Origin of the sequence: Citrobacter sp. Cpo012, assembly GCF_030333015.1 — a bacterium.
GTDB classification, from domain to species: Bacteria; Pseudomonadota; Gammaproteobacteria; order Enterobacterales; family Enterobacteriaceae; genus Citrobacter; species Citrobacter portucalensis.
In genome coordinates, this window is the sequence record NZ_JAOWGR010000038.1 from 67,028 (window position 1) to 80,049 (window position 13,022).

The 13,022-nt window shown below is 53.0% G+C and carries 12 protein-coding genes; 10 read left to right on the forward strand and 2 right to left on the reverse strand.

Going from position 1 to position 13,022, the window contains the following annotated elements:
• Positions 1-12: 12 nt before the first annotated feature.
• The 6 genes from OGX90_RS13475 (at position 13) to OGX90_RS13500 (ending at position 5,842) form a co-directional block, all read left to right on the forward strand.
• A complete protein-coding gene (locus tag OGX90_RS13475; RefSeq protein WP_286624055.1) occupies positions 13-912 on the forward strand; it encodes a Fe(3+) dicitrate ABC transporter substrate-binding protein FecB in 900 nt (299 codons plus the stop codon).
• A complete protein-coding gene (gene fecC, locus OGX90_RS13480) occupies positions 909-1,907 on the forward strand; it encodes an iron-dicitrate ABC transporter permease FecC (RefSeq protein WP_286624057.1) in 999 nt (332 codons plus the stop codon). Before OGX90_RS13475 ends, fecC begins: the two co-directional genes overlap by 4 nt.
• Positions 1,904-2,860 (forward strand): Fe(3+) dicitrate ABC transporter permease subunit FecD, encoded by a 957-nt coding sequence (gene fecD / locus OGX90_RS13485; protein WP_286624059.1) that lies wholly within the window; start codon positions 1,904-1,906, stop codon positions 2,858-2,860. The genes fecC and fecD overlap by 4 nt, the downstream gene beginning before the upstream one ends.
• Entirely contained in the window at positions 2,861-3,628 is a 768-nt protein-coding gene (fecE, locus tag OGX90_RS13490; protein WP_286624061.1) for a Fe(3+) dicitrate ABC transporter ATP-binding protein FecE, read from the forward strand.
• A 378-nt stretch (positions 3,629-4,006) separates the two neighbouring features.
• Complete coding sequence (locus tag OGX90_RS13495) at positions 4,007-4,609, forward strand: TetR/AcrR family transcriptional regulator (protein WP_100272629.1); 603 nt, start codon at positions 4,007-4,009, stop codon at positions 4,607-4,609.
• 78 nt (positions 4,610-4,687) lie between these two features.
• The gene (locus tag OGX90_RS13500; protein WP_234692361.1) at positions 4,688-5,842 is read left to right on the forward strand and encodes an MFS transporter; all 1,155 of its coding nucleotides are present in this window, start codon (positions 4,688-4,690) and stop codon (positions 5,840-5,842) included.
• Between the two features lie 194 nt (positions 5,843-6,036).
• Here the strand turns inward: OGX90_RS13500 and OGX90_RS13505 are convergent, their stop codons facing one another.
• Complete coding sequence (locus tag OGX90_RS13505; protein WP_128611808.1) at positions 6,037-6,258, reverse strand: hypothetical protein; 222 nt, start codon at positions 6,256-6,258, stop codon at positions 6,037-6,039.
• A gap of 97 nt (positions 6,259-6,355) precedes the next feature.
• Here OGX90_RS13505 and OGX90_RS13510 point away from each other — a divergent pair, with 97 nt between their 5' ends.
• The 4 genes from OGX90_RS13510 (at position 6,356) to OGX90_RS13525 (ending at position 11,347) form a co-directional block, all read left to right on the forward strand.
• On the forward strand, positions 6,356-6,583 hold the full coding sequence (locus OGX90_RS13510; protein WP_240949844.1) for a hypothetical protein: 228 nt from the start codon (positions 6,356-6,358) through the stop codon (positions 6,581-6,583).
• Positions 6,584-6,663: 80 nt separating this feature from the next.
• Positions 6,664-7,980, forward strand: a complete 1,317-nt coding sequence (gene shiA / locus OGX90_RS13515) for a shikimate transporter (protein ID WP_003832199.1) — start codon at positions 6,664-6,666, stop codon at positions 7,978-7,980.
• Positions 7,981-8,098: 118 nt separating this feature from the next.
• Positions 8,099-9,553, forward strand: a complete 1,455-nt coding sequence (locus tag OGX90_RS13520) for an AMP nucleosidase (RefSeq protein WP_286624064.1) — start codon at positions 8,099-8,101, stop codon at positions 9,551-9,553.
• Positions 9,554-9,568: 15 nt separating this feature from the next.
• A complete protein-coding gene (locus OGX90_RS13525) occupies positions 9,569-11,347 on the forward strand; it encodes an aminopeptidase P family protein (protein ID WP_286624067.1) in 1,779 nt (592 codons plus the stop codon).
• A 55-nt stretch (positions 11,348-11,402) separates the two neighbouring features.
• On the opposite strand, the gene ptsG is transcribed toward OGX90_RS13525, so the two are convergent.
• A complete protein-coding gene (gene ptsG / locus OGX90_RS13530) occupies positions 11,403-12,836 on the reverse strand; it encodes a PTS glucose transporter subunit IIBC (protein WP_003836725.1) in 1,434 nt (477 codons plus the stop codon).
• Between the last annotated feature and the right edge of the window lie 186 nt (positions 12,837-13,022).

Below are 13,022 nucleotides of genomic sequence, written 5' to 3' on the forward strand. Positions count from 1 at the left end.
CAGGCAATTTACATGTTCACACCATTACGCACGCTATTCGCCGCTCTGCTGCTCACCGGCCATGCTTTTGCCGCCACGGTTCATGACGAACATGGCACCTTTACGCTTGATAAAACGCCACAACGGATAGTGGTGCTGGAACTGTCGTTCGCGGACGCACTGGCTGCTGTCGATGTCAGTCCGGTCGGCATTGCCGACGATAACGATGCCACACGCATTCTTCCAGAGGTTCGTGCCCATCTGAAACCCTGGCAGTCTGTCGGCACGCGTGCGCAGCCGAGTTTAGAAGCCATCAGCGCGCTGAAACCGGATCTGATCATTGCCGACAGCAGCCGCCATGCGGGTATTTACAGCGCCTTACAGCAAATAGCACCTGTGCTGCTGCTCAAGTCTCGCAATGAAACCTACGCTGAAAATCTGCAATCTGCGGCCATCATCGGTGAAATTGTGGGTAAAAAAGCACAGATGCAGTCACGCCTGGCGCAACACCAACAACAGATGTCAGCGTGGGCCAGCCAACTGCCAAAAGACACGATGGTGGTGTTTGGTACGTCCCGGGAGCAGCAGTTCAACCTGCATACTCAGGAGACCTGGACCGGGGGCGTCCTGACCTCTATGGGGCTGACGGTGCCTGCGGCTATGGCGGGTTCGTCTATGCCGTCCATCGGTCTGGAACAGCTGCTGGCGCTCAATCCGGCATGGCTGCTGGTCGCGCACTATCGTGAAGAGAGCATCGTGAAACGCTGGCAACAAGACCCGCTGTGGCAGATGTTAACTGCGGCGCAAAAACAGCAGACGGCGTCGGTCGACAGTAACGCCTGGGCGCGGATGCGCGGCATTTTCGCAGCCGAACGCATTGCCAGCGACACGGTAAAAATCTTTCACCACCAGCCTTTATCCGATGTGAAATGACAATTTTCAAACATCCAGCGCTACAGTGGGGGCTCCCCCTTGTCGCGCTTATCGCTATCTTCTGGCTGAGTCTGTTTTGCTACTCGGCCATTCCTGTTTCTGGCGTTGATGCCATTCACGCCCTGCTGCCAGGCCATACGCCGACGCTTCCACAAGCGCTGGTGCAAAACCTTCGTTTGCCGAGAAGCCTGGTCGCTATTTTGATCGGCGCAAGCCTGGCTCTGGCGGGAACGCTGCTGCAGACCCTGACGCATAATGCAATGGCCTCCCCTTCACTACTCGGTATTAACAGTGGCGCAGCGCTGACGATGGCGCTTACCAGCGCTATCAGCCCTGCGCCCGTTACGGGTTACTCCATCGCCTTTATCGCCGCCTGCGGCGGTGGCGTAAGCTGGCTGATGGTGATGACCGCAGGTGGTGGATTTCGCCACACCCAGGACAGAAACAAACTGATCCTCGCGGGCATCGCGTTCTCGGCTTTCTGCATGGCCCTTACCCGCATCACTCTGCTGCTGACGGAAGATCACGCCTACGGCATTTTTTACTGGCTTGCGGGAGGCGTATCCCACGCACGTTGGCAGGAGTTCTGGCAGCTTTTCCCAATGGTAGTGGTTGCTGTACCGGTGGTATTGCTGCTGGCTAATCAACTGAACCTGCTTAACGTCAGTGACAGCACCGCCCGCACGCTGGGGGTGAATCTGCCGAAGCTCCGTTTGATCATCAATGTTCTGGTGCTGCTTCTGGTCGGTACCTGCGTCAGCGTGGCAGGTCCGGTGGCGTTTATCGGTCTGCTGATGCCGCATCTGGCTCGCTTCTGGGTGGGATTCGATCAGCGCAAGGTCCTGCCGATGAGCATGCTTATGGGCGCCACGCTGCTGCTGCTGGCTGATGTTCTGGCCCGAACGCTGGCCTTCCCTGGCGAATTGCCCGCGGGGGCAGTAGTGGCGCTGATTGGTGCACCCTGTTTTGTCTGGCTGGTCAGGAGGCGTGGATGAAAATTGCGTTCGTCATTTTCATCGCCCTCGCGCTGGCAGGACTTTCGGTTTTGTCACTACAAATGGGGGTGATCGCCGTTCCCTGGCGTGCTCTGCTGAGCGACTGGCAGACCGGGCGCGAATATCATTTCGTATTAACGTCGTACCGCCTGCCGCGACTGCTGCTGGCGCTGCTTGTCGGTGCAGCCCTCGCGGTGGCAGGCGTGCTGGTGCAAGGGATCGTGCGTAACCCTCTGGCATCACCGGATATCCTCGGCGTAAACCATGCCGCCAGCCTGGCCTCTGTGGGCGCGCTGCTTCTCTTACCGTCACTACCGGTGATTACTCTGCCGCTACTGGCCTTTGCCGGTGGCATGGCGGGCCTGATCCTGCTGAGAATACTGGCGAACACCAGCCAGCCGATGAAGCTGGCGCTCACGGGTGTTGCGCTCTCTGCCTGCTGGGCCAGCCTGACGGATTATCTGATGCTTTCGCGTCCGCAGGATGTGAACAACGCCCTGCTGTGGCTGACCGGCAGCTTATGGGGCCGTGACTGGAGCTTTGTGAAAATAGCCGCCCCACTGCTGATTTTGTTTCTGCCGCTGAGTCTGCGTTTTTGCCGCGATCTCGACCTCCTGGCATTGGGCGATGCGCGCGCCACCACGCTCGGTGTGTCGGTGCCGCGTATTCGGCTCCTGGCTTTGCTACTGGCCGTCGCCATGACATCGACCGGCGTGGCCGTCTGCGGCCCAATTAGCTTTATTGGTCTTGTGGTGCCGCATATGGTGCGCAGCATAACTGGTGGACGTCACCGCTGGCTGCTGCCCGTTTCAGCCATGACAGGTGCGTTGCTGCTGGTGGTTGCCGACCTGCTGGCGCGAATTATTCATCCTCCTCTGGAACTTCCGGCTGGCGTGCTGACCGCCATTATCGGTGCACCATGGTTTGTCTGGCTGCTTGTGAGAATGCGATAAATGACATTACGAACTGAAAATCTGACGGTCTGTTACGGTACAAACAAGGTGCTTGATGGCGTTTCACTCACCCTACCAGCGGGGAAGGCAATCGCCCTGCTCGGCCCTAACGGCTGCGGGAAGTCAACGTTGTTAAACTGTTTTTCACGACTGTTAACGCCGCAGTCCGGAGGCGTATTTCTCGGCGATAGTGCCATCAATACGCTCTCATCACGCCAGATAGCTCGCAGGCTGGCGCTGCTGCCCCAGCACCATTTAACTCCCGAGGGGATCACCGTCCAGGAGCTTGTTTCGTACGGTCGCAACCCGTGGTTGTCACTCTGGGGGCGTCTCTCCGTTGAAGACAATACGCGGGTCCATGATGCTATGAGCCAGACGCAGATCCAACATCTTGCTGACCGACGGTTAACCGATCTTTCTGGCGGTCAGCGACAGCGCGCATTTCTGGCGATGGTCCTGGCGCAGGATACGCCCGTTGTACTACTCGATGAGCCAACCACCTATCTCGATATCAATCACCAGGTGGAACTGATGCGGCTGATGGGCGAACTCAGGGCTCAGGGGAAAACGGTGGTCGCCGTGCTGCACGACCTTAATCAAGCCAGCCGGTACTGCGACCATCTGGTGGTCATGGCGAACGGACATGTTATGGCGCAAGGCACACCAGAAGAGGTGATGAACCCTGGATTGCTGAGAACCGTATTCAGCGTGGATACGGAGATACACCCCGAACCAGTATCTGGCAGGCCGATGTGTGTAGTGAGGTAGATGATACAGTCTGTAATGGTACCAGGGTCTCAACAGGTCGCTTGTCATATCACTCACGCTACGATGACTTCACTCTGCCCTGTGAGTTCAATCGGTCGATGCAACGCTATCCTTAATCGAAGGGGGACGTTGGACGCTGTATGTTCACTAGAATACGGCAGTTTCCGGTGTGATAATTAACCATTACGCGTGGTTGTCGTTGTATCAACGTACTATCCTGGAAAGGATAAAATCCACACATCCCTCTACAGAAACGCATAACAATTCATAAGAAAATCTGTCGGCGCATCATCACTGATTTTTTTATGAAAATTATTTGACTGATCGTTCCATAATCAATACTATGCCGCCTCAACTCATTTCAAGTCCCACATCCCTATGAGTGCTGAAAAACCAACCTTTCCAGGTCGTCCACGAAAGTTCGAAGATCAGGATGTCATTGATGCTGCCGTCGCTGTTTTCAGCGCCAATGGTTATGCAGGCACCTCTGCGCAAGATTTATGCAATGGTACGGGATTAGGGCGGGGAAGCCTATACAATGCCTTTGGAAGCAAGCAAGCCCTGTACGAGCAAGCTTTGTTGCGCAGCCACGAACAAACTATGTCAGCACAGTTAACAATACTCACACAGCCAGGTCTGGTAAAAGAGCGATTGCACACCCTTCTGCTCTGGGGTATTGCCGAAGATCTTTCTCAGCCAGAGCAGCATGATGCGATGGTCTTATTTTCAGCCCTGGAGATGGGCAGTAAAGATGAAGCCGTTGCGAGCCTGAATAATGAATATCGTCAGCATTTAGAAAAAACGCTGGTGTCGGTATTCATCGAAGGCCAACGAAGCGGCGAACTGAACAATAAAGCATCAGCCGTCGAAATGGCGAGAGGCTTTATGGCAGGCTATTACGGTTTACGTGTGCTGAATAAAAACATTTCAGATAGAAAAATCCTCGAAGATGTCGTCGCTGGTCTGTTAATCAATTTATAAATTTAAGCGGAAAAATTCATTATTTACTTGCACTCATTTTTGTAACGATCATTCCAATACAAGGAAAAATAAAAAAACATGCCATTAGTCGTTTATATTTTAGGGTTAGCCATTTTTTCATTAGGTACAGCAGAGTTAATGGTGGCGGGTATGATGACCACGCTATCTGAAGCATTTGGTGTTACAGTCGGCGAAGTCGGGCATTTGATTGCATATTATGCATTCGGTGTAATGCTAGGTGGCCCGGTATTAACCTACACCTTTCTTAAGTTTAAAGCGCCCTATCGCTCAACATTATTATGGCTGTTAGGGTTATATGTTATCGTACAAGGATTAAGCGTCTTTGCCTCTGATTACAATGTGCTAGTTGCCATTCGCATCGTGACAGGTATTTTATGTGCAGGGTGTTTAAGTCTTTCACTCGCGACAAGTATGGCTCTTGTATCTGTTGAAAATCGCCCTCGTGCCGCATCAATAGTGATAGCTGGTTTTATGGTATCCAATGTCTTTGGTGTACCTATCGCGACAATCATTGACCAGCACTGGGGCTGGAAAATAAGTTTTGGGCTGGTCGCGGTCCTGGTTTTCATATGCTTGCTAGCATTAGTACGTTTATTGCCACATATGAGCGGCGGCGGTGCTATCAAGATGGCTGAAGAGATTAAGGCATTTAAAAATAAAGCCTATTGGAAAGCCTGTGCAACCAGCTGTTTGATTTTGGGAGCAAGTTTTGCGGCATTCAGTTATTTTGTCCCCGTGCTGACTGATGTCAGTGAATTTACAATGCAGACGGTTCCCTTCATTCTGATGCTTTATGGACTAGCCAATATCATCGGGAATATGGTAACGGGACGTCTTGCATATCGCCATAGTTTAACTGTTATGGTTGTCGGCTTAACAATATTGAGTATTTCTTTGCTCGGCATGGCGCTATTTGTTCAATATCAGGTCATTGCTATTCTGGCTGTTATACTTATCGGTTTATCTGGCGTACCAATGAATCCGGCAATGATGGCAAGAATTGTCAGCGTGGCACATCCAGGGCCAATGGTCAATGCCGTTCATACTTCCGTGATCAATATTGGATTAGGTGGCGGTTCTTATTTAGGTGGAATGGCAATTTCATCTGGATTCGGTTTACGTTCAGCTCTATGGATTGGAATGGTATTAGCGGTTCTGGCTTTATTATCCGTATTACCTTATATCCGTCGTAGTAAACAAGGCTGGAGTTAATAGGTTCTGAAGATAAAAATGCCCCACTTATAAAAATTACGGGGCGTCGATTTATCCGTTAAATTTTATTCAAAACTCACTGGCTGCATGTCGCTCAAAGTTGACCCTCAGCTCCACGACAGGTGCGTAGTAAACCCATCCGTGTAAGTGCACAATTTTCATGTGTCACTAAAGCAGTGTATTCCCATCAACATTCAGTCAGCTTTATACGCCTGCCACTCGCGCCAGACATTCTCAGGATCAATATCGCGGTAGCCGCGCTCTCTGATTATGCCCTCGGCTGCTTCGGCCGGCAGGCGGATGGCTGTAGCGCCATCGCGGATGGACTCAACCTCATCGCGGGTCAATTCCCGTCCCATGTCCTGTTCTTTATCAATCAGGACGGCGATCAACGCAGGGATAAAAACAATCTTCATACTGATAAGCCTCTGAAATATTCGCATACCACTGTATCACTGACAGTTTTGATATAGTTCAGTAATCGTTAATTTATTACCAGGACAGGAATCATTCATGACATTACAAATCCGTGAAGCCACACCTGCCGACGCGATGTTGCTTAATGCGCTGGGCTACCGCATCTACCGCGCACACTTTGAACAAAAGGCAACAATTTTTGAACACCCTGCTTTCGAGCGGTTTTTTTGCTTTTCTGTTTTCTCATTCATCTTATTTTTCATGTTGCCATCAGATGAGGGAGATAATCGTTTTCACTTCCCGTCTGTCGCGGTAATCTCATAACGGTCGTTAATATTGCGACTGCAATGTGTGTAACCCAACTCAAATACTAATAACTAAAAAACAGTACAGACAGGATAACTATGGATTCCTCCCTCACCTCCACGGGTCCCCAACAGGACGCCTCTTCACTTAACCGCGCCCGACGCGCTGCGCTTGGTAGCTTCGCGGGTGCCGTGGTCGACTGGTATGATTTTCTGCTTTACGGCATCACTGCCGCACTGGTCTTTAACCGCGAGTTCTTCCCGCAAGTCAGCCCGGCAATGGGGACTCTTGCCGCATTTGCTACCTTTGGCGTCGGATTCTTGTTCCGCCCGCTAGGCGGGGTGATCTTCGGCCACTTCGGCGATCGCCTGGGGCGTAAACGTATGCTGATGCTCACCGTCTGGATGATGGGGATCGCCACTGCACTGATAGGGATTATTCCTTCCTTTGACACCATTGGCTGGTGGGCTCCCGTTCTGCTGGTGACGCTGCGTGCTATTCAGGGATTCGCCGTTGGCGGTGAATGGGGCGGCGCGGCGTTGCTCTCGGTCGAAAGCGCGCCGAAAAATAAAAAAGCCTTCTACAGCAGTGGTGTTCAGGTCGGTTATGGCGTCGGGTTACTGCTTTCTACCGGTCTGGTCTCGCTGATTAGCTCGCAAACCACCGATGAGCAGTTCCTGAGTTGGGGCTGGCGTATTCCATTCCTGTTCAGCATCGTGCTGGTATTGGGCGCGTTGTGGATGCGTAACCGAATGGATGAATCGGCCGAATTCGAACAGCAGCAACAGGCGCCGCAACCAGAGAAAAAGAGACTACCGGTAGTCGAGGCGTTAATCCGTCATCCAGGTGCCTTTTTGAAAATTATCGCTCTGCGCCTGTGTGAACTGCTGACGATGTATATCGTCACTGCGTTTGCCCTAAATTACTCCACGCAGAATCTGGGCTTACCCCGTGAACTGTTTCTGAATATCGGCTTGTTGGTGGGTGGGCTGAGCTGTCTGACCATCCCCTGCTTCGCCTGGCTCGCCGACCGTTTTGGTCGCCGGCGCGTTTACATTACCGGCGCACTGGTCGGGACGCTCAGCGCATTCCCGTTCTTTATGGCGTTAGAAGCGCAATCCATTTTCTGGATCGTGTTCTTCGCGATTATGTTGGCCAACATTGCACACGATATGGTGGTCTGCGTGCAGCAACCTATGTTTACCGGTTTGTTTGGCGCAAGCTATCGCTACAGCGGTGCGGGCGTTGGTTATCAGGTAGCAAGCGTGGTTGGCGGCGGTTTTACCCCCTTCATTGCTGCTGCGCTGGTAACATTCTCCGGTGGAGACTGGCACAGTGTGGCCATTTATCTGATGGCGGGTTGTCTTATTTCCGCCACTACAGCATTGCTGATGCGGGATAAGCAGCACGGTTAAGCCCGGGTGCGGAGGCCGGCCGGTCTTCGCACAATCTTCCTCAACGTCTGACTTTTGTTTCACATTCCTGTGACATACTATCGGGAGAGCAGTACATCTGTGGAACAAGGAGACAGACATGAACAATAAGGGCTCCAGCCTGACCCCGGCTCAGGCACTGGATAAACTGGACGCGCTGTACGAGCAGTCGGTTAAAGCACTGCGTAGCGCCATTGGTAAGTATATTGAAATAGGGACGCTCCCTGACGTAATCGCCCGCCATAACGGTCTTTTTGTTTACCCATCACTGTGTGTCACCTGGGATGGCAGCGCCACCAATCCCCCTAAAACCCGCGCCTATGGTCGTTTTACCCATGCGGGCTGCTACACCACTACGATTACCCGTCCGTCGCTTTTTCGTCCGTATCTTGAAGAACAACTCACGCTGCTGTATCAGGATTATGATGCGCATATCTCCGTTGAGCCGTCGCAGCATGAAATCCCCTATCCGTATGTCATTGACGGTTCTGAACTGACGCTCGACCGCTCGATGAGTGCCGGCCTAACGCGCCATTTCCCCACAACCGAGCTGTCACAGATTGGCGATGAAACAGCCGACGGTACCTATCATCCGGCGGAATTCTCCCCGTTGTCGCACTTCGACGCCCGACGAGTAGATTTTTCGCTGGCGCGACTGCGCCACTACACGGGAACACCGGTTGAACATTTTCAGCCGTTTGTGCTGTTCACCAACTACACCCGCTACGTCGATGAGTTTGTGCGTTGGGGTTGCAGCCAGATCCTCGACCCGGACAGCCCGTATATCGCGCTTTCTTGTGCGGGCGGGATCTGGATCACCGCTGAAACTGAAGCGCCTGAAGAAGCGATCTCCGATCTCGCCTGGAAGAAACACCAGATGCCCGCCTGGCATTTAATCACCGCCGACGGTCAGGGGATCACACTGGTCAATATCGGCGTTGGCCCGTCTAACGCCAAAACCATTTGCGATCATCTGGCCGTACTGCGTCCTGACGTCTGGCTGATGATTGGTCACTGTGGCGGACTGCGTGAAAGCCAGGCGATTGGCGACTATGTTCTGGCCCACGCTTATCTGCGTGACGACCACGTGCTGGATGCAGTTCTACCGCCAGATATTCCAATTCCGAGCATCGCGGAAGTGCAGCGCGCACTGTATGACGCTACCAAAGAAGTCAGCGGTATGCCCGGCGAAGAGGTTAAACAACGCCTGCGTACCGGTACCGTCGTCACCACTGACGATCGCAACTGGGAGCTACGCTATTCCGCTTCTGCGCTACGCTTTAACCTCAGCCGCGCGGTGGCTATCGATATGGAAAGCGCCACCATCGCCGCCCAGGGATATCGTTTCCGCGTTCCGTACGGCACGCTGCTGTGCGTTTCCGACAAGCCGCTGCACGGTGAGATCAAACTGCCTGGTCAGGCCAACCGTTTTTATGAAGGTGCCATTTCTGAGCATCTGCAAATAGGTATCCGGGCTATCGATCGTTTGCGTGCTGAAGGCGACCGACTGCACTCCCGTAAATTACGTACATTCAACGAACCGCCGTTCCGTTAAGACCTGAAGGTAACTATGCACAACTCAACTCCTCTTTCCGCCCTGCGCAACCTGCTGATAGCGCAGGGGCTGGATGGCATGATTGTTCCGCGCGCCGATGCTCATCAAAGTGAAGATTGTACGCCGCATGACAATAAACTAGCCTGGCTGACCGGTTTTAGCGGCTCAGCGGGACTCGCGCTGGTCCTGCAAGACCGCGCATTAATGTTTGTCGATGGACGCTATCAGGTCCAGGTGCGCAATGAAGTCTCGCTGGATGATTTTGAAATTCATCATTTACACGATGAACCGCTGGCCGACTATTTGCAGTCTCATGTTGCAGCAGGTAAACGTATCGGCTTTGAACCGATGCTGATGGTCAATAGCCAGTTTGAAGCACTGTCGGCAACCCACTGCGAGCTGGTGCCTCTTGAGCAAGATCCTTTTGACCAGGTATGGCTAGACCGCCCGGCAGCACCCTGCGGCATCATTCGTGAAATGCCCATTGAAATCAGCGGGGAAAGCAGCACGCAAAAGCGTGCCCGCGTCGTGGAACAACTCGCTCAACACCAGGCTGACGTGCTGGCAATTACCCTGCCGGATAACATTGCCTGGTTATTGAATGTGCGCGGTTCGGATCTGGCCATGGTGCCAGTGCCGTTTTCGTTTGCCCTGCTCCATCGCAGCGGTGAGCTGGAATGGTTTGTAGATAGCAATAAAACGCAACAGCTCCCCTCATCACTGCTGGATACGCTTACTCTGGCCCCGCAAGAGAATTTTCTGACTCGCTGCCAGCAATTAGCTAATGGGAAGCATTTCCTGGTCGATAAAGACTACGCCCCGGTCGCATTGCGCTTTGCCATTGAAGAACACGGTGGCAACGTTCTTTGGGCGCCCGATCCCATCACTCTGATGAAATCCCACAAAAATGACGTTGAACTGGCAGGCTATCGGGAATGCCATGAACAAGATGGCGCAGCCTGGGTAAACTTCCTTGCCTGGCTGGCCCATGAAGTTCCTTTGCGCGAAGCGGCAGGCAATCCGGTCACCGAGCTGGAAGCGCAGGCCAAGCAACTGGAATTTCGCCAGCAGCAGCCGGGATTTATCGAGCAAAGTTTCAGCACGATTTCGGCCTCTGCCAGCAATGCCGCAATGTGCCATTACCACTCCAGTGAAAAAACCAATACGCCAATTACCTCACAGGCCATGTATCTGAATGATTCCGGTGGCCAGTACCACAATGGTACGACGGATACGACGCGTACCCTCGCGTTTGGCCCACAGGATCCACAACGTCGCCTGCATTACACCGCCGTGTTGAAAGGCTTTTTGTCGCTTATTTCGCTGCAGTTTCCCAGCGGGACTCAGGGCCATCAACTGGATGCTTTTAGCCGCCGGGCGTTGTGGGAGCTGGGACTGGATTTTGATCATGGCACGGGACACGGCGTGGGTCACCAGTTGCTTATTCATGAGCAACCCCATCGCATTGCCAAAAAAGTAAACCCGTGGCCACTGGTCGCAGGCAACATCATCACCATCGAGCCAGGTTATTATCTGGCCGGACAATATGGGATCCGCATTGAGAATCAGGTGGAGATTATCAACAGTCGTCCTGGTTTCTGTCGTTTCTCAACGCTGACGCTGGTAACGATTGATTTGAATCTGGTCGAACTGCATCTGCTGAGTGATGCTGAGAAACAGTGGATTGATGATTACCACCAGCAGGTCAGAGAGACGCTATCCCCGCGCGTGAACGCAGAGGCACGTCCCTGGCTGTTCGCCGCCACCGCACCGATTCGCATTCAGGCTAATTAATGCAATAAAAAAGGCAGCCCGCAGGCTGCCTTAGTTCTCCCCAACTTCTTACTGCTTAGCTGTTACGGATGTACTCATCCATTTCAGTTTTCAGGTTATCGGACTTAGTCCCGAAGATAGCCTGAACACCGGAACCAGCTACCACAACGCCTGCCGCACCCAGTTTCTTCAGGCCAGCCTGATCCACTTTAGCAACGTCAGCCACGCTGACACGCAGACGAGTGATGCACGCATCGAGGTTAGTGATGTTTTCTTTACCGCCGAATGCAGCAACCAGAGCCGGAGCCATTTCACCGGTCGCACCTGCTTTGCTGTCTTCGGTAGCATCTTCACGACCTGGCGTTTTCAGGTCCAGCGCTTTGATCAGCACACGGAAGATGGTGTAGTAAACAATCGCATAACCGATACCGACAATCGGGAACAGCCACAGTTTGCTGCTGTTACCGGACAGAACGATAAAGTCGATCAGACCGTGGGAGAACGACGTACCGTCGCGCATACCCAGCAGGATACAGATCGGGAATGCCAGACCAGCCAGAATCGCGTGGATGATGTACAGGATCGGCGCCACGAACATGAAGGAGAACTCGATCGGCTCGGTAATACCGGTCAGGAACGAGGTCAGCGCCGCGGAGATCATGATACCGCCCACTTTCGCGCGGTTTTCTGGTTTAGCAGAGTGCCAGATAGCGATAGCGGCAGCCGGCAGACCGTACATTTTGAACAGGAAGCCACCGGACAGTTTGCCCGCAGTCGGGTCACCCGCCATATAGCGAGGAATATCACCGTGGAACACCTGGCCCGCAGCGTTGGTGTACTCACCGATCTGCATCTGGAATGGAACGTTCCAGATATGGTGCAGACCAAACGGTACCAGGCAGCGCTCAATGAAGCCATAGATACCGAACGCCACGACCGGGTTCTGGTATGCAGCCCACTGAGAGAACGTCTGAATAGCAGTACCAATCGGCGGCCAAATGAAGGACAGAACCACACCTGTGAAGATGGCAGCCAGACCAGAAATGATAGGAACGAAGCGCTTACCCGCAAAGAAGCCAAGATACTCAGGCAATTTGATACGGTAGAAACGGTTGAACATATACGCTGCAATCGCACCGGAGATAATCCCCCCGAGAACACCCGTATCAGCAAGGTGTTTAGCGGCGATCTCTTCAGCAGGTAAATGCAGAACCAGCGGCGCAACAACAGCCATGGTCTTAACCATGATGCCGTAAGCAACAACGGATGCCAGTGCAGATACACCGTCATTATTAGTGAAGCCTAACGCAACACCGATAGCAAAAATCAGCGGCATGTTCGCAAAAACAGAACCGCCTGCTTCTGCCATTACGTGCGATACAACGGCTGGCAGCCAGCTGAAGTTAGCGGAACCGACGCCCAGCAGGATACCTGCAATCGGGAGTACGGATACCGGCAGCATCAGCGATTTACCGACCTTTTGCAGGTTAGCAAATGCATTCTTAAACATAATTAGGAGTGCTCCTGAGTATTTGTGCTTATACACTTCATCCTTCAAACCGCCTCAGGGCGGGCTGAGCTCGTTCATCACAGTCACTTACTCTAGTAAGCTCCTGCAATTCACTCACTTGCCGCCTTGATGCAGCTTGATTGACTTTGTGTATTCTACGTTCTCACGCATTGGCGAGGGGGGAGA